The organism is Geminicoccus harenae, assembly GCF_019800005.1.
Taxonomy (GTDB): Bacteria; Pseudomonadota; Alphaproteobacteria; order Geminicoccales; family Geminicoccaceae; genus Geminicoccus; species Geminicoccus harenae.
Window position 1 is genome coordinate 142,749 of the sequence record NZ_JABGCL010000010.1, and the last position, 20,962, is coordinate 163,710.

The 20,962-nt window shown below is 69.6% G+C and carries 21 protein-coding genes; 7 read left to right on the forward strand and 14 right to left on the reverse strand.

The genetic code is table 11. From position 1 onward, the window contains the following. Positions 1 to 174: 174 nt before the first annotated feature. The 5 genes from HLA95_RS11710 to HLA95_RS11730 all read right to left on the reverse strand — a co-directional run bounded on the left by HLA95_RS11710 (position 175) and on the right by HLA95_RS11730 (position 5,097). Positions 175 to 390 carry a dodecin gene (locus HLA95_RS11710; protein WP_191059505.1) on the reverse strand — a complete coding sequence of 72 codons (216 nt, stop codon included), beginning with the start codon at positions 388 to 390 and terminating at the stop codon, positions 175 to 177. Positions 391 to 462: 72 nt separating this feature from the next. Continuing rightward, positions 463 to 1,986, reverse strand: coding sequence for a sugar ABC transporter ATP-binding protein (locus HLA95_RS11715; RefSeq protein WP_222183410.1), 1,524 nt, complete (start codon positions 1,984 to 1,986; stop codon positions 463 to 465). Then, complete coding sequence (locus tag HLA95_RS11720; RefSeq protein ID WP_191057652.1) at positions 1,983 to 2,957, reverse strand: ABC transporter permease; 975 nt, start codon at positions 2,955 to 2,957, stop codon at positions 1,983 to 1,985. The genes HLA95_RS11715 and HLA95_RS11720 overlap by 4 nt, the downstream gene beginning before the upstream one ends. Then, the gene (locus HLA95_RS11725; RefSeq protein ID WP_222183411.1) at positions 2,957 to 3,967 is read right to left on the reverse strand and encodes an ABC transporter permease; all 1,011 of its coding nucleotides are present in this window, start codon (positions 3,965 to 3,967) and stop codon (positions 2,957 to 2,959) included. Before HLA95_RS11725 ends, HLA95_RS11720 begins: the two co-directional genes overlap by 1 nt. 95 nt (positions 3,968 to 4,062) lie before the next feature. Further along, a complete protein-coding gene (locus tag HLA95_RS11730) occupies positions 4,063 to 5,097 on the reverse strand; it encodes a sugar ABC transporter substrate-binding protein (protein WP_222183412.1) in 1,035 nt (344 codons plus the stop codon). A gap of 112 nt (positions 5,098 to 5,209) precedes the next feature. Between HLA95_RS11730 and HLA95_RS11735 the strand changes: the two genes are divergently transcribed. Continuing rightward, complete coding sequence (locus HLA95_RS11735) at positions 5,210 to 5,947, forward strand: GntR family transcriptional regulator (RefSeq protein WP_191057655.1); 738 nt, start codon at positions 5,210 to 5,212, stop codon at positions 5,945 to 5,947. A gap of 11 nt (positions 5,948 to 5,958) precedes the next feature. Next, on the forward strand, positions 5,959 to 6,288 hold the full coding sequence (locus HLA95_RS11740) for an L-rhamnose mutarotase (RefSeq protein ID WP_191057656.1): 330 nt from the start codon (positions 5,959 to 5,961) through the stop codon (positions 6,286 to 6,288). 9 nt (positions 6,289 to 6,297) lie between these two features. On the opposite strand, the gene HLA95_RS11745 is transcribed toward HLA95_RS11740, so the two are convergent. From HLA95_RS11745 to HLA95_RS11770, 6 genes are all read right to left on the reverse strand, one after another. After that, the gene (locus HLA95_RS11745) at positions 6,298 to 6,894 is read right to left on the reverse strand and encodes a glutathione S-transferase family protein (protein ID WP_191057657.1); all 597 of its coding nucleotides are present in this window, start codon (positions 6,892 to 6,894) and stop codon (positions 6,298 to 6,300) included. Between the two features lie 81 nt (positions 6,895 to 6,975). Then, entirely contained in the window at positions 6,976 to 8,247 is a 1,272-nt protein-coding gene (locus HLA95_RS11750) for a TRAP transporter large permease (protein WP_191057658.1), read from the reverse strand. After that, positions 8,244 to 8,741 (reverse strand): TRAP transporter small permease, encoded by a 498-nt coding sequence (locus tag HLA95_RS11755; protein ID WP_191057659.1) that lies wholly within the window; start codon positions 8,739 to 8,741, stop codon positions 8,244 to 8,246. The genes HLA95_RS11750 and HLA95_RS11755 overlap by 4 nt, the downstream gene beginning before the upstream one ends. Before the next feature lie 90 nt (positions 8,742 to 8,831). Further along, complete coding sequence (locus tag HLA95_RS11760) at positions 8,832 to 9,800, reverse strand: DctP family TRAP transporter solute-binding subunit (RefSeq protein WP_191057660.1); 969 nt, start codon at positions 9,798 to 9,800, stop codon at positions 8,832 to 8,834. Between the two features lie 160 nt (positions 9,801 to 9,960). After that, complete coding sequence (locus tag HLA95_RS11765) at positions 9,961 to 10,632, reverse strand: acetoacetate decarboxylase family protein (RefSeq protein ID WP_191057661.1); 672 nt, start codon at positions 10,630 to 10,632, stop codon at positions 9,961 to 9,963. Continuing rightward, positions 10,629 to 11,459, reverse strand: coding sequence for an SGNH/GDSL hydrolase family protein (locus HLA95_RS11770; protein ID WP_191057662.1), 831 nt, complete (start codon positions 11,457 to 11,459; stop codon positions 10,629 to 10,631). The genes HLA95_RS11765 and HLA95_RS11770 overlap by 4 nt, the downstream gene beginning before the upstream one ends. A gap of 89 nt (positions 11,460 to 11,548) precedes the next feature. Between HLA95_RS11770 and HLA95_RS11775 the strand changes: the two genes are divergently transcribed. From HLA95_RS11775 to HLA95_RS11790, 4 genes are all read left to right on the forward strand, one after another. Then, positions 11,549 to 12,460 (forward strand): class I SAM-dependent methyltransferase, encoded by a 912-nt coding sequence (locus tag HLA95_RS11775; RefSeq protein ID WP_222183413.1) that lies wholly within the window; start codon positions 11,549 to 11,551, stop codon positions 12,458 to 12,460. A 21-nt stretch (positions 12,461 to 12,481) separates the two neighbouring features. Next, entirely contained in the window at positions 12,482 to 12,829 is a 348-nt protein-coding gene (locus tag HLA95_RS11780; protein ID WP_191057663.1) for a TIGR04076 family protein, read from the forward strand. Then, the gene (locus HLA95_RS11785; RefSeq protein WP_191057664.1) at positions 12,826 to 13,866 is read left to right on the forward strand and encodes an aldo/keto reductase; all 1,041 of its coding nucleotides are present in this window, start codon (positions 12,826 to 12,828) and stop codon (positions 13,864 to 13,866) included. The genes HLA95_RS11780 and HLA95_RS11785 overlap by 4 nt, the downstream gene beginning before the upstream one ends. Positions 13,867 to 13,977: 111 nt before the next feature. Further along, on the forward strand, positions 13,978 to 15,252 hold the full coding sequence (locus HLA95_RS11790) for an ABC transporter substrate-binding protein (protein WP_222183414.1): 1,275 nt from the start codon (positions 13,978 to 13,980) through the stop codon (positions 15,250 to 15,252). 48 nt (positions 15,253 to 15,300) lie between these two features. Here HLA95_RS11790 and HLA95_RS11795 read toward each other — a convergent pair whose 3' ends face one another. Further along, positions 15,301 to 15,891, reverse strand: coding sequence for an NUDIX domain-containing protein (locus HLA95_RS11795; protein WP_223861342.1), 591 nt, complete (start codon positions 15,889 to 15,891; stop codon positions 15,301 to 15,303). A 117-nt stretch (positions 15,892 to 16,008) separates the two neighbouring features. Here HLA95_RS11795 and HLA95_RS11800 point away from each other — a divergent pair, with 117 nt between their 5' ends. Continuing rightward, complete coding sequence (locus tag HLA95_RS11800) at positions 16,009 to 17,499, forward strand: aldo/keto reductase (protein WP_191057666.1); 1,491 nt, start codon at positions 16,009 to 16,011, stop codon at positions 17,497 to 17,499. Here HLA95_RS11800 and HLA95_RS11805 read toward each other — a convergent pair. Both HLA95_RS11805 and HLA95_RS11810 read right to left on the reverse strand, forming a co-directional pair. Further along, positions 17,460 to 18,374, reverse strand: a complete 915-nt coding sequence (locus tag HLA95_RS11805) for a transglutaminase family protein (protein WP_191057667.1) — start codon at positions 18,372 to 18,374, stop codon at positions 17,460 to 17,462. The genes HLA95_RS11800 and HLA95_RS11805 overlap by 40 nt on opposite strands. Then, positions 18,371 to 20,962 carry a circularly permuted type 2 ATP-grasp protein gene (locus HLA95_RS11810; RefSeq protein ID WP_191057668.1) on the reverse strand — a complete coding sequence of 864 codons (2,592 nt, stop codon included), beginning with the start codon at positions 20,960 to 20,962 and terminating at the stop codon, positions 18,371 to 18,373. Before HLA95_RS11810 ends, HLA95_RS11805 begins: the two co-directional genes overlap by 4 nt.

Below are 20,962 nucleotides of genomic sequence, written 5' to 3' on the forward strand. Positions count from 1 at the left end.
AGGCTTGGTCCGGGACCGGCTGACGCAGGCATGTGACAGGGCACATGAAGCCGCGAAGGCCGATCGAGCGCTCGGCCAGTTCCATCACCGCGCCGTCTCGGCCACAAGCGCCTCATCCGGCAGCCTAGCCAGTTCGCGTATGCGTGCCGGCAGATTCGGAGCGGCACCGGCCGCTCAGCCGCGGTCGTCCAGCGTGAAGCCCAGCTTCAGGGTGACCTGGAAATGCTGCACCTGATCGTTCTCGACATGGCCGCGGGTCTCGACGACCTCAAACCAGCGGATGTGCCGCAGCGTCTTCGCCGCATCCGCGACCGCACCCTTGATCGCGTCCTCGATGCTGCTGGCCGAGGACCCGACGACCTCGATGACGCGATAGGTATGGTCCGACATGCCTTTTTCCTCCTGCCCATTGGACAGGGATGGAACGGACATTCGGAAGGCAGGGTTCCGCCTGGAGCCGGCTCAGGCGGCGTCCTGCTCCTCGCCGTGGATCAGGTTCATGATCCCCTGCGACATCCGCGGATAATCCCGATCGTTCACCAGCGTGCCGGTCAGCCGATAGCCGTCCATCACCGCGATCCGGTCGGCGAGCGTGATCATCTCCGGCATGTCGGAGGTGATCAGCAGGACGCTGGTGCCGTCATCGGCCAGCGCCCGGATCAGCTCGTGCAGATAGGCCTTGGTCTTGATGTCGATCCCGACCGAGGGCTCGTCGATAATCAGGATGCGCACCCCGGCCGCCAGCCATTTCGCGACCGACACCTTCTGCTGGTTGCCGCCGGAGAGGAGCCCGACCTGCTGGGCGAGCGACGGAGTCTTCACCTCCAGCCGCTCAATGGCCGGCAGGACCCGCTCGCGGATCTGCCCGTTCTTCAGAAAGCCCAGGAAGCCCGCCAGCTTGGACCAGACCGCGATGCCGGCATTGTCCAGCACCGAATGGGCCAGCACCAGGCCTTCCTGCTTGCGGTCCTCGCTGACATAGCCGAGGCCGAAGCGGTTCAAGGCCTCGGCCACGCTGCCGATGGCGGCGGGCTGGCCGTCGATCGTGACCTTGCCGCCGGTAAGCGGGAACAGGCCGATCAGGCATTTCGCGAGCTCGCTGCGCCCGGCGCCCACCAGCCCGTACAGGCCCAGGATCTCGCCCCGGTGCAGGGTGAGGTCGATGTCCTGGTGGCCGAGCGAGGTCGACACCTTGTCGAGCTGCAGCGCCACCGGTGCAGTCGTCCGGTCGCGCGTTTCCCAGGCGGGGATCTGCTCGGCACGGCCGATCATGAGGCGCACCAGGTCCTGGCGGCCCATGCCGGTCATCGGCTGGCTCTGGCAAGCATTGCGCCCGTCGCGGAGCACAGTGACCGAATCGCAGATCTGCAGCACCTCCTCCAGCTTGTGGCTGACGAACACGATCGTCACGCCGTCACGCTTGAGGCGCTGGAGCAGGGTGAACAGGTGCTCGGTCTCGTGCGGGGTGAGCGAGGCGGTGGGCTCGTCCATCAGCAGGACGCGCGAGCGCAGGGACAGGGCCTTGGCGATCTCGACGAGCTGCATCTTGGCGGCCGAGAGGCGCATCACCGGTGTCGCCGGGTTGACGTCCAGCTCCAGGAGGTCCAGCCAGCGCTTGGCCTCGGCCCGCAGCGTCGCCTGGTCGACGCGCGAGAGCACGGAGGGGCCCAGCCGCTCCAGCATGATGTTCTCGGCTACCGAGAAGCGCGGGATCAGGTTGCGCTCCTGGTGGACCACGCCGATGCCGGCGGCGATCGCGGCATGCGGGTCGTCGAACTGCACCGACTTGCCGTCCAGGAGTAGCTCACCCTCTTCCAGCCGGTGCACGCCGGTGAGCAGCTTGATCAGCGTCGACTTGCCGGCCCCGTTCTCGCCGAGCAGGGCATGGATCGAGCCCTTGGCGAGCGTCAGGTCGACCTTGTCCAGGGCGCGCACACCCGGGAAGGACTTGCCGATCGCCCGGGCCTGGAGGACCACCTCGCTCATGACGCACCCCGCAGCCGGCGCTCGACCCGGACCTCGCGCCAGCGGTTGATGCCGACCGCCCACAGGATCAAAGCACCCAGCACCACCTGGACCACGAACGGGTCGATGTGGAACAGCACCAGCGACTGGGTGATGATCGCGACCACCACCACGCCCAGCGCGGTGCCGGCTACCGAGACATGGCCGCCCGCCAGCACGGCACCGCCGATCACCGGGGCGGCAAACGACAGGATCAGCCAGTCGTCGCCGATGGAGGGCTGGCCGATCTGCAGCCGTGCGACGACCATCACACCGCCCAGTGCCGCCAGCAGGCCCGACAGGCCATGCGCCCAGACGGTGGTCTGGAAGATCGAGATGCCGGACAGTTCCGCGGCATGGGGATTGCCGCCGACCGCCAGGATCTGCCGGCCGATCCTGAGCTTCGCCAGCAGGTACCAGATGCCGAGGCCGGCGATGGCGGCCGGCAGCACCAGCCAGGGGATCGGGCCGATCATGTTGGTGTTGCCGAACGCCTTGACCGCGTCCGGCACGCCGTAGAAGGGCTGCGCCTCGGTGATGCCGAGGTTCAGGCCCTTGAAGAAGCTGAGGCTGGCCAGCGTGATGATGAAGGCGCTGATGCCGGTCTTTGCCACGATGAAGCCGTTGGCGAGACCCCCGGCCAAGCCGATCGCGAGCGCCAGGACCAGGGCCAGCGGAGCGGGAATTCCCCAGACCTCCATCATGCCCGCAAAGGCGATGGCGACCAGGCCGCCGATGGCACCCACGGACAGGTTCATCTGGCCGATCGCGATGATGATCATCTGCGCCAGCGCGATCACCAGGTTCACCGCGATCGCGGACAGGAGGACCTGGATGTTGAAGGCGGACAGGAAGGTCGGCTCGATCGCGCCGATCACCACGACGGCGGCGATCACGACCACGAGCGGCCCGAACCAGTCGGTGTTGGCGGCCTTGCCCAGCATGCTCTGCATCAGACGGCGATCCGGTGGCGGGCGAGCAGGCGGCGCCGCCCGAGGTCGAGAAGCACGGCGGTGAGCAGCAGCAGGCCCAGGAATGCCTGGACCCAGAACTCGCCGACCCGGAGGAGGAGCAGGCCGTTGGTCAGCATGCTGACCAGCATGGCGCCCAACAGCGTGCCGAGCACCGAGACCTTGCCGCCGGTGAGCAGCGTGCCGCCCAGCACTGGTGCCAGGAAGGCCGGCAGCAGCCAGTCCTGGCCCAGATGCCCCGCCATGGACGGGATGGCGGCGCCGTGGCGCGCGGTGAGCATGGCGCCCGCGAGGGCGGCCAGGACGCCCGAAAGGATGTGGCAGCCGACGATCGTGCGGTCGACCCGGATGCCGGACACTTCCGCGGCCTTGGGGCTCGCGCCGGCCGCCAGCATCCGGCGGCCCAGCGAGGTGAAGCGGTAGAGCCAGCCCAGTACGAGCGCGGTCGCGACCGCGACCAGGAGCAGGGGCGACAGGAAGCCCATCAGGCGGAGCTTGCCGAACGCGGCGATCGCCGGGGGCAGCTCGCGGAACGCCTCGGCCCGGCTCAGGAACACCATCCCGCCAAAGAAGATGCTCATGGTGGCCAGCGTGATGATGAAGCTGTGCACGCCCGAACGCACGATCGCCTCGCCGTTCACCGCACCGAGCGCGGCACCCACCAGCAGGCAGACCGCCAGGCCCAGCGGCCAGGGCAGGCCGAACGTCTCCATGGCCCAGCCCGCCGCCATCACGGCGCAGACCCCGATGGCGCCGACCGCCAGGTTCAGCCCGCCGGACACGATCACCACCATCATCGAGAAGCCGATGAGGATGTCGATCCCCATGGTCCGGCCGAGCGTGAACAGGTTGAAGGGCGAGGCGAAGCCCTTGGTCGCCAGCGTGAACAGCGTGGCGAACACCACGATCAGCACGATCAGGCCGAACTCGTTGCCGCCGAGAAAGCCCGCCCGCACGAAGGACGGGCTGCCGGCCGATCGGGGCTGGCCCAAGGGAAGCGAGCTTGCCGGTTGCATCGAGGTCCTGGCCGGAAGTTGTCAGAAGGAATCACCCCGGCGGCCGGGACGAGGCCGCCGGGGCGAGGGGATCACTCGCAGGTGAGATAGTTGGTCTCGAAGTCGGCCATGATCTCCTTGGTGATCGCCTGCATGGCGCCGACATAGTTGTCGACTCCCGAGGCATCCACGAAGGTGGTGCCGCTGTCGATGAACCGGTCGGTCAGCGCCGTCGAGGCAAACGGCGCGTCCTCCTTGACCGTGCAGCCGCTGCGCAGCCGGTCGAGCGCGAAGGTGCCGATATAGCCCTGGCCGTAGGGGTTCTGCAGCATGGTGCCGTCGACGAATCCATCCTTGATGGCCTGCAGCACGACCTCGTCATGGTCGATGCCGACCATCTTGATCCGCTTGTCGCCCATCTTGCGCAGGGCATTGGCGGACACGACCGCCGGGATCCAGGCGGTGGTGACGATGCCGTCGACCTCGTTGCCGTGTGCGGCCAGGTAGGCGTTGATCTTCTCCTCGGCCGGCTCCGGCGCGTCGATGTCGGCGATCACCTGGACCACCTCCACGGCACCATTGGTCTCGGCCGCCGCCTTGTTTACCGCGTCGATGCGCAGCTGCGTGTTCGGGTCGACGAGGAAGCCGGCGAAGTGGGCGATCTTGCCCTTGCCGCCCATCCGCTTGATCAGCTCCTGGGTGCCGATATAGGCGGAGTTGCCGGTATCGGTGCCGAGGCAGAACGCGGCGTCCGACGGCTCCTTCAGGCAGCCGCCGCCAGCGATCACGGGCGCGCCCTGCTCGACCAGCTCGCTGACCACGCCATTGCCGCCGACCGGGTCGCCGGGGAACACCAGGAAGCCGTTATAGCCCTGCGTGACCAGGCTCTCCAGCAGCTGGTTCTGCTGGGACAGTTCCCACTTGGGCGGAACACGGTAGTCGCCGCCCTCCAGCCCGAAGTCCTTGGCGGCGTCCTTGCCGGCCTGCTCCCAGGCGGAGAAATAGGGGTGCGGCCCGGCCGGCACCAACGCCACGAGCGTATCCTCGGCGGCATGGGCGGCAGTGGTGGCCGCACTCAGAAGGAGGCCGGCTGCGAGCAGGCGGAATGCGTGAGCGGTCTTCGTCACGGCGGTGCTTCCCTGATCCAAATCATCGCGCCGCACCCCAGGCGGGTTGCGGCGCATGCGTCGGACGCTAGGATACAAGTGTCCAGCGCGCAAGAACGCAGACGGAACAGGGATGGCAACGAGCATCACGATGATCCGACCGGGCCCGGCCGGCCCAGCCGGCGAGCCCTGGCTTGGCCTCGCCATCGACCGGCGGCGCAACGTGGCCGACCAGGTCTGCCAGGCCCTGCGCGACGCGATCCTGGAACTGCGCCTGCCGCCACGCACGCTCGTCAGTGAGAACATGGTCTGCCGGGAGGCAGGCGTCTCGCGCACGCCGGTGCGCAACGCGATCGTCCGGCTGGTCGAGGAGGAACTGCTCGACGTCTTCCCGCAGCAGGGCACCTACGTGGCGCCGATCAAGCTCGGCAAGGTCCAGGACGGCCACTTCATCCGCAAGGCGCTCGAGGTCGCCATCCTGGAGAAGGCGGCCGGTACCTGGACCGCTTCCGCCTCGGCCGAGGCCCATGCGGTGCTGGCCGAGCATGAGGCGCTGGGCACCCATGGCGACGTGCAGGACTTCATCCGTCTCGACGTGACGTTCCACCAGTGCTTTGCCCGCGCTGCCGGGATGGAGGGGGTCTGGCGGCCGATCCAGCATGCCAAGGCGCATCTGGACCGGCTGCACCGCCTGGGCTTCCCGCAGAACGACCGGAGGAAGGCGGTGGCCGCGGAGCATCGCGCGATCCTCCAGGCATTCGAGGCGGGCGACCTCCCGCTGGCCCGCCGGCGGCTCATCGAGCACCTGGACGTCATCATCGGGATGCTGGACGAGCTGCGCCGCCAGCATCCCGGCTACTTCGCCGACTAGGAGGGCCATCCATGAAGCGCTACGGCTCGTGCATCCGCCTGCGCCCCGAAGCGATCGAGGAATACGAGCGCATCCACGCCGAGGTATGGCCGTCGGTGCTGGCCACCATCGCCACCTGCAACATCAAGAACTACTCGATCTTCCTGAAGCGGCCGGAGAATATCCTGTTCGCCTATTTCGAGTATCATGGCAGCGACTTCGCCGCCGACATGGCGAAGATGGCGGCCGATCCCGAGACACAGCGCTGGTGGAAGATCACCGACCCGATGCAGGAGCCGTTCCCGACCCGCAAGGAGGGCGAGTGGTGGGCGCAGATGGACGAGGTGTTCCACACCGACTGAGCGGCGGCCTCATCCGGCCTCGTCGATGGCCATGGCGCGGGTCCAGGCGGGACGCGCTTGGCAGCGCTCCACATAGGCGGTCAGTGCCGGGCGGGGCTCGATGATCCGGAAGGCGACCATGCCGAAATGCAGGTCGGCGCCGATCATGACGTCCGCGGCGGTGAACGTTTCGCCCTGCAACCAGGACCCGTCCGCCACGGCCCGCTCCAGCACGTCGACCACCCGCTCGAAGCTGCCCCAGCCGGCCGCCGATTCCGGCAGCTTCAGGTTGCCGAACTTCTCGGCAAACGCACCCTCGATGCAGTTGCCGGAGAAGAACAGCCATTTCAGGTACTGGCCGCGCCGCGGGTCACCCAGGGGCGGCGCCAGCCGGGCCTCGGGGAACCGGTCGGCCAGATAGGCTACGATCGCGCCGGATTCCGAGACCACCGCCTCGCCGTCGACCAGCACCGGCACCTTGCCCATCGGGTTGAGCCGCAGGAAGTCCGGGTCGGTCTGCGGCCCGTTGCGGATGTCGAGCGTGACCCGCTCATAGGGTCGGCCGATCTCCTCCAGCAGCCAGAGGATCCGGATGGAGCGCGTCTTCGGTGCCCAGTAGAGCTGCATCGTCCGATGGTCCTGGAGCCTCTCCCTGGACGAAGGTGATGCCGCCATGCGGCCGGTTCGGCAAGGCCCGAGGGGGCAGCCTCAGTCCATGCGTGAAGGCAGCCAGGTCGCGATGCCCGGGAAGAAGATGATCGCGATCACCAACAGGATCAGGGCCACCACGAACGGCAGGACCGCCGTGCTGCCCTGGACGAGGTTGCAGCGGGCGATGCCGCAGGTGACGAACAGGCTGGCGCCGACCGGCGGCGTCACCAGGCCGATCGCCAGCCCTACCACGGTGACGACGCCGAACTGGATCGGGTCGATCCCGAGTGTCTGGGTGACCGGCCAGAGCACCGGTACCAGGATGATGATGCTGGCGCCGAGATCCAGGATCATGCCGGCGAACAGGTAGACGCAGAAGAACAGGAGCAGCACCAGGGTCGGGTCGCTGGTCAGGCCCAGGATCAACTGGGCAGCACCCTGCGGGATCTGCTCGCGGGTGATGATCAGGCCGTAGAGCGAGGCCGCGGCGATCATCAGCATGACCACGCCGGTGGTGACGCAGGTTTCCAGCACGATGCGGGGCAGGTCGGCCAATCGGATGGTGCGGTAGACGAACATGCCGACGATCAGGCCGTAGAGCACGGCCACCACCGACGCCTCGGTCGGCGTGGCGATGCCGTAGCGGATCGAGCCGATGATCACGAGCGGCATCATCAGGCCCCAGACGCTGGCACGGGTCGCTCGCAGAAAGCCCCGCACCGAGCCGCGCGGGCCCTTGGGATAGCCGCGCCGGACCGAGATGACCCAGGCGGTGGTCATCAGGAGGATCGCGATCAGCACGCCTGGGATGATGCCGGCAATGAACAGCTTGCTGACCGAGGTGCCGGTGACCACGCAGAAGATGATCATCGGGATGGAGGGCGGGATCACCACCGAGATGGTCGAGGCGGCGGCGGTGACGGCGGCACAGAACGCGCCGTCATAGCCCTTCTCCTTCATGGGCGGGATCATGATGCCGCCGGCGGACGAGGCCTCGGCCACCGCCGAGCCGGTCATCCCGCCCATCAGCGTGCCGGCGCCGATGCCGGCATGAGCCAGCCCGCCGCGCGCCCAGCCGATCGCGGCATTGGCGAAGTCGATGATGTCGCGCGCGATCCCGCTGCGCGCCATCAGGTGCCCGGCCAGGAGGAAGAAGGGCACCGCCAGGAGGATGAAGGAGTCGATCGCCGCGGTCATGCGCTGCGCCACCAGCGTCGGCGGGATGCCGCCATAGGTCACCGCCAGGAACGAGGCGATCGCCAGCGCGAACGAGACGGGCAGATTGATCAGCAGGAGGACGACGAAGCCCGCCAGCAGCACCAGGGTCATGACGGCTGGACCTCTTCGACCGGGTCGGGCGGGGGGCGGCGGCCGGTGATCCAGCGGACCAGGATGTCACCGGCGATCATGAACGCCATCACGCTGTAGCCGGCATAGACCCAGACCATCGGCAGGCCGAGCGTGGCGGAGGACTGGCGCATCGTCAGCCGCAGGAGGCCGAAATTGGTGACGAAGGTATAGAGGCAGAAGGCCAGCACGATGGCCTCGACCACGCGGGCCGACAGCCGCTCGAGGCGCGGGTTGCCCACATAGTGCACCAGGTCCACGGCGATATGGGCGCGGTGCTTCCAGGCAAGCCAGGCCGACAGATAGGTGACCCACACGAACAGGTAGCGCGCGGCTTCCTCCGACCAGACCAGCGGGTCGTTGAGCAGGTAGCGCCATGCCACCTGGGCCGAGCACATGACGGTCATCGCGGCGATGCAGAGGATCAGCAGGACCTCGGTCATCCACTCGACCGCGCCCCAGAGGCGGGTGATCATCGGCGGAAATTGCCTTCGGCAGGGACAGGCGGCGGGCGCGGGCGATGGGCCGGCCGGGAGGCTTCCTCCCCGGCTGGCCCAAGGGAATGGTCAGTTCGCGCCGGCCGCCTGGATCTTCTCGATCATGGCGGGATCGAGACCCTCCACGGTGGAGGCGATGTCCTTGGTCATCTCGCGGAACGGTGCGGTGTCGACCTCCTCGATCACCATGCCCTTCTCCGTGATCAGCCCGCGATACTCCTCATCCAGCTTGGCCGAGGTCTCGCGCGCCACCGTCGTGCATTCGGTCACGGCCTCGCGGATGATCTTCTGCTCGTCCTCGGACAGGGTCTCGAAGATCGGCTTGGAGAACAGCACCGCATGCGGCCCGTAGACGTGGCCGGTGAGGATCAGGTGGCTCTGCACCTCCCAGAGCGAGTTCAGGTAGACGATGGTGATCGGGTTCTCCTGGGCGTCGATGATACCCTGGCCCAGGCTGGTGAACACCTCGCCCCAGACCATCGGGATCGGTGCCGCGCCCAGCTTCTGGAAGGCGGCGATGTGCACCGGGTTCTGCATGGTGCGCAGCTTGACGCCCTGCAGGTCGGCCGGGGCCTCGATCGCCTTCTTGGCGGTCAGGTGGCGCCAGCCATTCTCCCACCAGGCCAGCCCGACGATGCTCTGGTCGTCGAACTTCGCCAGGATCTCCTTGCCGACCTCGCCGTCCAGCACCTCGTAGACATGGGCGCTGTCCTTGAAGATGAACGGCAGGTCGAGAACGCCGACCTCCGGCACGAACGCGCCGAGCGGCCCGGTCGAGACCACCGTCATGTCCACCGTGCCGAGCTGCAGGCCCTCCACGGTCTCCCGCTCCTCGCCGAGCTGGCGGTCGGGATAGAGCTCGATCGCGAGCGACCCGCCGCTGCGCTCCTCGGCGAGCTTCTCGAAGCACTGCAGGCCGACATAGCTCGGATGGGCCGGCATCGAGCCGAAGGCGGCGCGGATGGTGGTCTGCGCGCTGGCCACCAGCGGCGACAAGGTTAGCGCGAAGGCGGCGGCAGTCAGAAGCGCCCGCTTCATCTGCTCTTCTCCCTGACGTGACTGCCGGAGGCCCGGCTGTTCTTGGCTCGGCCGGGCTGGACGCTGCGGCCTGATGCGATGGTATGACAGGTCTAAAGGATGATGTCAGCCATGGTCAACTTGGCTGCAGGCTGGGAGCCGGCCCGTCCCGGTCAGCCGCTCAAGTGCCAAAGTGCAGCGCCGTGTGCTCCAGGCGGAAGCTGGCGAGCGAGCTGGATCCGTTGAGGAAACCGAGCGGCCCGTCTGCGGCGAACTGCCAGTCGGCACGTCCCAGTACGGCCCGGCCGGCCACCCGCGCCCGGGTGAGCTTCAGGGTGGCCTCGAGCATCTGTGCCGTGCGCAGGGCCAGCGGCCAGCGGCCGGGCAGCGGCAGGCGGGGTACGAAACGGCAGGTTGCGATCTCCCTGCCGCCTTCGGCCAGACTGGCCTGGAACACCCGGTCACGCTCGAACCGGAGGTCGCCCATCTGCTTGGGCACGCCCCACATCTCCCTGCCGCCCAGAGCAGCGGCAGGGTCGTCCACCCAGATCCGGATGACGCTCACGGTGAGCGCGCGGCCGGCCACCACCGGAACCGCCGCCAGGAACTCGTGGTAGGAGAGGGTGCCGCCAGGGCCATAGGCGGCCCAGGCGGTGGCCAGAAGGGTCCGGCCCCGGCACGCGACCGGGCGCACGGCCTGCGGCAGGTCCTTTGCCACCGCATCCACCGGCACCGCCCAGAGCGAGGCATGGACATCGCCCTCGAGATGCCAGGGCTCCGGCGGGTAGCAGGGGGCCTGCCGCTCCTCCGCATCGTCCAGCGTCCCGCCGTGGTGCGGCCTGCCCGCGTTCACGGCGGCGGATCCTGCCCCGCCAGCTCGCGCAACGCCGCTTCCGCCAGGCGGCCATGGGCGTAGGTGGTGGGATGGACCTGGTCCCAGAACAGGTGCCCCTCGCAGCGGGTCGAGCCGCCGCAGGGTGTCGTGATGTCGGTGAAGCCGAAGGCGGCCGGGTCGGCGCGCACCCGCTCGGCCATGGCGAAGACGTCCAGGCGGTAGAGCCGGAGTTCGCCCGGTGCTGTGGCCGCGAGCTCGCGCAGCACTGCATCAGCCTGCGCATTGAACACCGCCGTCAGCCGCCGCGCCTGCCCGGCGGCTTCTGCCCCGTAGCCCCTGACCGCCGGGGTGATGCCGACATCCGGCAGGTTCGGGACCAGGAGGTCGGTCGCACCGGCCGCCACGAGATCGGTGAGGATGGTCCGCAAGGCGGCAATGGCGGCATCGACCTGCGCCGGGCCGGCCCCGCTCAGCGCGGCGAGCAGGTCGTTGCCGCCGCCATAGACGACATGGAGGGTCCGGCCGGTGGATCCGCGCAGGTCGAGGAACCGGTCGACCTGGGCCCGCAGGCCATAGGGGCCGGCAGCCGGATCGAGCCGGGCGCCGCCCACCGCGAAGTTCGAGCCGCCTGCCTGTGCCGCGCGCAGGTTCACGCCCAGCCGGTCGGCCAGCATCTCGACCCAGACCGGCCCGTTCGAGAACCGCCCGGCATTGCCGGTGTCGGACAGGCTGTCGCCGAACACCACCATTCGGTCGAAGGCCGGTGGCGAGGCGGCGATGGCCGCTGTTGCCGACATGACGATCGCCATCATTCCTCCCGCCAGGAAGCCGCGCAGGATCCGCATGGGCACACTATCTCCGAGAGCGGCCGCCTGGGCCTCGACAAGCCATCGGCTCATATGGTTCGTCGGGGTGATGGCGGCGAGCGGGCTGCATGCTGAAGTTGCTGCGGCACATGAGCGGAGACACGTTTGAGGGACCAGCGGTGACGGTGCCGACGCTCGGCCAGCTCCTCCTGGGTACGGAGGGGCTGGCGCTCCTGCGGCTGGCGTTCTCGGGCGACGCCGCCGCGCGCGAGGCCCGGGTCGCCGAGATCCGCAGCCTGGTCGAGCGCCACGGGGAGCCGGATCTGGCCGCACCCCTGGCAGCGCCGGAATATGACCTCGACCAGGGCTATGGCCTCTGGTCGCAGACCTACGACCAGCCCCTGCGCCTCTTCCCGGTCGAGGAGCCGATCGTCCACCGCCTGCTGGCGGCCCTGCCGGTGGGGCGGGTCCTGGATGCCGCCTGCGGTACCGGCCGCCATGCCGCTTGGCTGGCGGCGCAGGGCCATCAGGTGGTGGGCGTGGACGGTTCGGCCGCGATGCTGGCCAGGGCGGCGGCGAAGCTGCCGGGCAGTCGCTTCGTGCAGGGCGACCTCGCCGCCCTGCCGTTGCCCGATGCGTCGGTCGACGCGGCCTTGTGCGCCCTGGCTCTCGTGCATGTGGCCGACCTCCGGCCGGCACTGCGGGAACTCGCCCGGGTGGTGCAGCCTGGCGGGCAAATCGTGATCAGCGACGTCCACCCGGTCCTGGTCCAGCTCGGCTGGCAGGCCCAGTTCCGTACGGCCGAGGGCGGGGCCGGCTTCATGCGCCTGAACCGGCACTTCGCGGCGGACTATGCCGCGGCGGCGCTGGACGCCGGCCTCCGGCTTGGTGGCCTTTACGAATCGCCGCTCACGCCCGAATCTGCCATGACCGTCGCCCGCGAGCCGTTGCCGGACGCCAATGCGGCTGCCTGGGTGGGGCTGCCGGGCGTGATCGTCTGGCACTTCACCAAACCCGGCCAGGCGTCGGCCCAGTCTTAAGCCCAGCAGCGGAATCGCGATTTGCCCGACGACGTCTTCGAACTCTTCGACCTCGAGATCGAGGTGATCGGCTCGGACCAGCCGATGGTCTGCAACCACAAGGTCGGCGACCGGCTGTTCCTGTCCGGCGAGAACCTGTCGATGCCGCCGGGGCAGAGCTTCCCGATCTACCCGCTGGCGGCCCTGCTGCCGCTCCTGCCGGCCAAGCAGCGCGACACCCACGCGAACGACTGGATGACCAGCGACGCCGTCATCGCCTGCCCGGACCCGCATTGCGGCGGCCGCTTCCTGATCCGTCGCACCGGACGCACGGCCTTTCGCCATGGCGAGACGACCCGGGTGCCGCTGCGTGCGGAGGTGCCGCGATGAGTGTCGAGACCTTCGAGCTGGTGCCGGGCTATCTCGTGTCCCGGATGCTGCGGGGTGCGTGGCAGCTCGCCGGCGGTCACGGGCCGGTCGACCAGGACCGTGCCGTGGCGGAGATGGCGGCCTTCGTCGATGCCGGCATCACCACCTTCGACTGCGCCGACATCTATACCGGTGCCGAGGAGCTGATCGGCCGGTTCCGTGCCAGCGCCTCCAGTGAGCAGCGCGCCCGGCTCAAGGTCCACACCAAGTTCGTGCCCGACCTGGGCCAGCTCCACCAGGTCGACCGCGCCTATGTCACGCGCGTCATCGACCGCTCGCTCGCCCGGCTTCGGACCGAGCGGCTGGACCTCGTCCAGTTCCACTGGTGGGACTATGCCGTGCCGGGCTGGCAGGAGGCGGCCGGCCATCTGGTCGACCTGCAGCAGGCTGGCAAGATCCATCTCCTGGGCGGCACCAATTTCGATACGAGGCACAGCCGGGCACTGATCTCGGCCGGCTACCCGCTGGTCTCGATGCAGAGCCAGTATTCCCTGCTCGACGCGCGGCCAGAGCAGGGCCTGGTACCGCTCTGCGCCGAGCACGGCACCAAGCTGTTCTGCTACGGGACTCTGGCCGGCGGCTTTTTGGCGGAGCGCTGGCTGGGCCGGCCGGAGCCGGACCGGCTGGAGAACCGCTCGCTGGTCAAGTACAAGCTGATCATCGACGACATCGGCGGCTGGGACCTGTTCCAGGCCCTGCTCGCCTGCCTGAAGCGGGTCGCCGACAAGCATGGCGTGGGCATCGGCAATGTCGCCACCCGCTGGGTGCTGGACCGCCCGCAGGTGGCCGGCGTGATCGTGGGTGCGCGCTATGCCGACCACCTGCCCGCCAACCTCGCCACGTTCGGCTTCGCGCTGGACGAGGCGGACCGGGGTGCGATCGACGCGGTCCTGGCGCAGCGCCGCCCGCTGGAAGGCGACTGCTTCGACCTGGAGCGCGACCGGACCGGGCGGCACGGCCGGATCATGAAATACGACCTGGGCGATGCGCCGGCCTGACCGGCGGTTCCTGTGCCGACGCTTGACGGCCGGTGCCTGGCCAGCCTCCATTCCGCCTCTCGCGCCACGGGCGACCAGCTCGCCCATGGCCGTATCCGGGGGGATCATTCCGTGAAGCTTCGTCCAGCCGTCCTGGCGCTCGCCGCCCTGTCCGCCACCGCCCTGCAGCCCCTGGCGCCGGCCGCTGCCCAGGACTGCACGATCACGGTCGGCTCCGTCCTGTCCCTCACCGGGCCGGCCGGGCGGTTCGGCCAGGCCGCGGCCAAGTCGGTCGAGCTGGCCTTCCAGGACCTGAACGAGGCAGGCGGTGCGGCCGGCTGCAGGATCGTGGCGGACGTGCGCGATGCGCAGAGCCAGGGCACCGTCGCGGTCGACGCCGCGCGGCAACTGGTCGACCTGCAGAAGGTCCCGGTGATCATCGGCGGCGACATCTCCTCGGTCTCGATCCCGATCGTGACCGCGGTGACCGCCCCGGCCGGCGTGGTCCAGGTCTCGCCGGTCTCGACCTCGCCGACCCTCACTACGCTGGCCAAGGAAGGCAAGACCGGCGGGATCTTCTTCCGCACCATCACCTCCGACGCGCTGCAGGGCACGGCTGCCGCCAAGTACGCCATCGACCAGGGGCTGAAGAAGCTCGCCATCGTCCATGTGAACAATGATTTCGGCGTCAACATGGTGGCCGAGTTCCAGAAGGTGTTCGCCGGGCTGGGCGGCACGGTCACCTCGGTCACGCCCTACAACCAGAACCAGGCCTCCTATCAGCCGGAAGTCACCGCAGCGCTCGACGGCGATCCGGAGGCCCTCTACCTGGTGGCCTATCCGGGCGACGGCACCACCATCGCCCGGACCTGGATCGCCCAGGGCGGGCCGGCGAAGTTCCTGCTGAACGACGGCATGAACTCCGCCGACTTCATCCAGGACGTCGGCCCCCAGTACCTGGACGACGCGTTCGGCACCTCGTCCGGCACCACCGCCACCCCGTCCACCGAGTATTTCTGCAAGGCCTATAACGGCTTCGCCAAGGAGTTCGACTGCCAGGCCCCCGCGGCCGACCGGGCCTATGACGCCGCGGCGATCGTGGGCCTCGCGGTGGCGATCGCCGGGAAGCCCGACAAGGAGCTGATCAAGGCGGCGATCCCCAAGGCGGTCGATCCCGCGGGCGAGACGGTCCATGCCGGGCCGGATGGCTTCAAGAAGGCGCTGGCGCTGATCGGGGAAGGCAAGCCCATCCGCTACGAGGGCGTGACGGGGCCAGTGCAGTTCGACCAGTACGGCGACATCACCGGGCCGTTCCGCCTGTGGCGGATCCAGAACGGCGAGGTGACCACGATCGGCGAGATGGGGGCCGAGGAGGTCGGCCGGCTCAAGGCCGAGGCGGACCAGTAGGGGCCGCGCGCCAGGGGCCGGGGGAAGATCCCGGCCCCGGCATGAGCCTCAGAGCAGCCCGGCGATCCGGGCGTGGTAGAGGAGCATGATCGTCTTGGCGTCCGCGATCTCGCCCCGGCCGATCATCGCCAGCGCCTCGTCGAACGGCAGCTCCACCACCTCGATGTCCTCGTTCTCCTCCGCCAGCCCGCCGCCAGCACCGTCGCGCATGGCGGTGTCGATCTCGGCCATGAAGAAATGGAGGCGCTCGGACACCGAGCCCGGGCTCATATAGGGAGCGAACAGGGGCTCGACCCGCACGACCCGAAAGCCGGTCTCCTCCATGGCCTCGCGCCGGATCGCCTCGGCCGGCTCGCGCTCGTCCAGGAGGCCGGCGGGTGCTTCCAGCAGGAAGCCGTCCGGATGGCCGTTGACCAGGGCCGGCAGGCGGAACTGGCGGACCAGCACCACGGTTCGTCGCTGCCGGTCGAACAGGAGGATCACCGCCCCGTTGCCGCGGTCATAGACCTGGCGCACGACCGGCCGCCAGGTACCGTCGCGGCCGCGATAGTCGAACCGGTACTTGCGCAGGACATAGTGGTCCTGGCTCAGGATCTGGACTTCCTGGATCCGGACCCGGTCGGTAGCGACGTCGGCCAAGCGGTTTCTCCCGTCCATCGTTCGGCCGCAGCCCGGCCTGGCAGGAAGGATGGCCTCAACGTCCGCGCGCCAACCTGCTAACCGGGGCCGGCCCATTCCTGCCGAGGTCAGCCAGCCATGCCAGCGCCGCTTCCCGCCGTCGAGAGGATCGAACTAGCTCCCGGCCTGGAGGTCGCCCGCGTGGTGACCGGGCTGTGGCAGGTGGCCGACATCGAGCGCGTTTCCGGGACGATCGACCCGGACGAGGGGGCCCGGGCGCTGCATACCTATCTGGCCGACGGCTTCGACAGCTTCGACATGGCCGATCACTATGGCAGCGCCGAGGTCATCGCCGGCCGCCTGCGTACCGCACTGGCCGAGGGGAGCGTGGCCGCACCGCCCGGTGCCAAGCTCGCCACCTTCACCAAATGGTGCCCCGAGCCCGGCCCGATGACGGCGGAGGTGGTACGCCGGGCGGTGGACCTGGCCTGCCGCCGCCTCGCCACCGAGCGGATCGACCTCCTGCAGTTCCACTGGTGGCTGTTCGAGCATCCGGGCTGGCTGGATGCGATGCGCGAGCTGGCGAGGCTCAAGGAGGAGGGTCGCATCCTCCATCTGGGCCTGACCAATACCGATACCGACCATCTGCGCGTCCTGGCCGCCGAAGGCATCCCCGTCGTCACCAACCAGGTCTGTGTCTCCCTGCTGGACCGCCGGGCCACTGGCCCCATGGCCGGGTTCTGCCGAGCGCACGGCATCCGGCTGCTCGCCTATGGCACGCTCGCCGGCGGCTTTTTGTCGGAGCGCTGGCTGGGCCGGCCGGAACCGGCCGAGATCGGCGACTGGAGCAAGATGAAGTACCGGCGCTTCATCGACGCGGCCGGCGGCTGGGACGTGCTGCAGGCGATCCTGCAGGCCTGCGCCGAGGTGGCGAAGCGGCACGGGGTCTCGATCAGCAACGTCGCGACCCGCTGGGTGATGCAGCAGGAGGCGGTGGGTGCGGTGATCGTCGGTGCGAGGCTCGGCGAGAGCGAGCATCGCAACGACAACCGCCGCCTGTTCGGCTTCAGCCTGGACGAGACCGATCTCCAACGGATCGACGCCGCACTGGCCGGCAGCCGGCCGATCCCGGGCGACTGCGGCGACGAATATCGCCGCCCGCCCTTTTTGACCGCGTCCGGCGACCTGTCGCACCACCTGGACAGCCTGCCGCCGGTCTACCAAGCCGTGCCGGTGGATGGCCGGCCCGGCCGCCTGCGCATCGACAGCGGCAGCGTCTGGGAGCCGATCTGCGGCTATGCCCGCGCGGTGCGGATCGGCGACCGCATCCTGGTTTCGGGCACCACCGCCACCCATGGCAGCGGCGAGATGATCGGTCAGGGCGATCCGGCGGCGCAGACCGTCTACATCCTGGACAAGATCGCGGCCTCGATCCGCTCGCTGGGCGGCAGCATGGCCGACGTGGTCCGCACCCGCGTCTACCTGCGCGACGCCGAGCAGTGGGAAGCGGTCTCGCGGGTGCATGGCCGCTATTTCGGCGAGATCCGTCCGGCCAACACGCTGCTGGAGGTCGGCCGGCTGGTCGGCGACTACGACGTGGAGATCGAGGCGGAGGCCGTGGTCGGCTGACCGGGCTGCGGGGCCACGTCGACCTCGACCTCCACCGTATGGGCGCCGCCGCCGAAGATGACCCCGTTCACCGGGCTGACATCGGTGAAGTCGCGGCCGAACGCCACCGTCACGTGCTCCTCGCCCGGGATCACGTCGTTGGTGGGGTCGAGGTCGACCCAGCCGAACGGCGGCGCCCAGACCTGGACCCAGGCATGGGACGCATCCGCGCCGACCAGGCGCGGCTTGCCGGGCGGTGGGCGGGTCAGGAGGTAGCCGCTGACATAGCGGGCCGGCACGCCATGGGCGCGCAGGGCCGCCAGCATCAGGTGGGCGAAGTCCTGGCAGACCCCGCGCCGCAGCGCGAAGCACTCCGCGACCGAGGTGCCGACCGCGGTGGCACTGGAATCGTAGGCGAAGTCCCGGTTGATCCGGTGGCCGAGCTCGATCGCGGCGGCCAGCACCGGCCGCTCCGGCGCCAGCATTGGGGCCGACCAGGCATGCAGCTCGTCCGGGCAGCGCACCGCCGGCGACTCGAAGCGGAACTGCCGCACGTCCAGCGCATCGGCCAGGTCGGGCAGGGCTTCTTGCCCGCCGAGCGAGCCCACCGGCAGGCTGCGCTCCGGGTCGAGCCCCTGCCTGGCCCAGACCTCGACCTCGCTGCGCGCCAGCACGGTGAAGCTGTCGTGCTCCTGTTCCAGCGTCACCACGCTCATGGCGTTGCCGAAGAAGTCGAGCGTGTCGCGCATCACCGTGGGAACGGGCCGGATCTCCAGATGGAAGCGGCGCACGTCCTGGCGGTAGGTCAGGCGCGGCGAGAGGTGCAGGACATGGTGGGCGATCGAGACCGGCAGGCCGTATCGGTAGATCGTGCGGTGGCTGACCTGGAGGATCATGGCACCCGGCTCCGGCTGCGCGCGGAGGTGGTGACGATCCGCTCAGTATGGGCGAAGTAGGCCCGCCCTATCAGGTCGGACAGGCCGGGCAGGCCGTGCTCCAGCTCCTCCAGGAGCCGGTCCAGCCCCGGCAGCGGCTGCTCGCCCTTCGCCAGCGCCTCGATCTCGGTGATCTGCACGAGGCTCGCCATGCGCAGGGCCAGGCGCCGGTCCGGCCCGCGATGGGCCGCCTCCTCGGCATGGGGCAGGCGCTCGACATGGTCGGCGACCCGGTGGAGCTGCCACGCGACCGAGCGGGGGTTGGTCTCGTCCAGCAGCAGGAGGTCCAGCACCGGCAGGAGCAGCGGGCGGGTCAGGTAGCGCGAGCGATAGGTCATCGAGCTGTCGCCCAGCTCGAGCAGGAGGGGCAGGATGCCGTCGGCGCCGATCGCGTCGTTGCCCACCACCAGGCCGCGCAGCAGGTCGACCAGATTGGACGCCCGCTCGATGCGCCGGCCCATCTCGATGAACCGCCAGGCATAGTTGCGGGTCATGTTCTCCGCCTCGGTGCCGGCGAACGCGGTGAGCTGGCGCAGGCCGACATCGAGCAGCTCCGCAGTCTGCCACCCGATCAGCCGTGCGGGGCGGGTGCGCCAGGCGGGGTCGCCATGCAGTGCTGCAAGGAGCCGCCAGGCGTCGTGGCTGATCTGGTCGCGCACCAGCGTCGCGGTGCGTTGGACCTCACCCAGCGTCTGCCGCAGCCCGTGCAGGCGTGCTTGGTCGAAGATCAGGGCAGCCAGCGCCGCGTCGATCCCCTCATCGCCCGGCACCACCGGGGCATCGAAGCGCGGTACGCGGCCGCGCTGGTCCTGGAGGTGGAGGAGCCGGCCCAGCACGGCCGGGCTCACGCCCCGCTTCGTGTCATCGATGCGGTGGGCCAGAACGGCGCGCAGCACGCGGATCAGCGATTCCGACCGCTCGGCATAGCGGCCGAGCCAGAACAGATTGTCGGCAGTGCGGCTCAGGAGGTCGCGGCCGCTCCGGCGCAGATGGACGACGCTCAGGCTGGGCTGCAGGATGCTGCCCTGGACGACCTCCGCCTGGTCGGTGAGCACCCACAGGTCGCCGGCGCCATGACCGTTCGGCAGGCCGACCGTCTCGCTGGCCCCGGCATAGCGCAGCAGCGCGCCCGGCATCACCCGCCAGTCGCCGTCGGCGCCGAGGCTGGCATAGACGCGCAGGGCACCATGGGCCGGCCGCACCAGCGTCTTGCCGTCCTGCGTGACGAAGGCCGGGAAGGTGGCGAGCGGCACCGGTGCCAGGGCCATGTAGCGGTAGCCGTGACGCTCCAGCCGGTGGCGCAACTCCTGCGCCTGCCGAGGCTGGAGCCGGGAAGGGTCGATGGTCGTCGCCGCCTCGCCCGGATCGTTGCGCGCCGTGGCGAGCTCGACCCGCCAGCGCTCCGGCTCGGCGAACAGCTTGGCGCGGGCGGCAGGATCGCCCAGCCAGAGTGCCGGCGCATCCGGGATCAGCGGCTCGTCGCCCGTGAGATGGCGGGTGAGTGCCGCCATGAACGGGGCCAGCACCCGGTTCTGCACCACCCCGGTGCCGGGCAGGTTGCGCAACTGCACGCCGCCTGCCTGGATCACCCGGACGAGGCCGGCTACGCCCAGGCCCTGGGTGCCCGGCACTTCCAGGGGGTCGCAGGCGAACCCGTCGATCTGGCGCAGCACCAGGTCGACCCGCTGCAGCCCGTCCAGCGTCTTGAGGTAGAGCCGCTCGTCGCGCACCGTCAGGTCGGCGGTCTGGGCCAGGGTGTAGCCCAGGTAGCGGGCGAGATAGGCATGGCCGAAATAGGCGGGATGGTCAGGCTCCGGCGCCAGCATCACGATCCGCCCGTCCTCCCGGCCGGCGGCCGCGACCAGGTCGTCGCGCAGGCCCTGGAAGTAGCCGACCAGGCGCTGGGTCTCGCAGCGGCGGAACAGGTCGGTGAAGCCATGGGTCATGGCCAGCCGGTTGGCCAGGGCGTAGCCCATGCCGGAGGGCGCCTCGGTCTGGTCGGCCAGCACGACCCAGTTGCCATCGGCATCGCGGGCCAGATCCACCGCATAGCTGGTCAGCGGCCGCTCCGGCATGGCCGGGTGGCCGGCCACTGCATGGATGAAGCGCTCCCCGCCCAGGATCAGGTCGGCCGGGATGCGGCCCTGGCGCATCAGGTCCCGCGGGCCATAGAGATCGGACAGGATCCGCGCCACCACCCGGGCGCGCTGGCACACCGCCGCCTCGATGCGGTGCCACTCGCTCTCGGCCAGCAGCAGGGGCAATGTGTGCAGCCGCCAGGCGAAGGCACGGTCGTCCGGGTCGGCATAGACGTTGAAGGCGGCACCGTCCTCGCGCACCAGCCGCACCGCACTGGCCCTGGCCGCCTCGAGCTCGCCCGGTCGCATGGCGCCGAGCTGGCTGGCCAGGCACTGCCAAGCCGGCCTGACCCGGCCCCCGGCATCCATGAACTCGTCGAACGTGCCGGGCCTGGGCGCATAGCCGTCGAACAGCCGACCATGGCCGGTACCCTCGGCCGCAGGCGGCAGGGTGGCGGCGATCAATTCCAT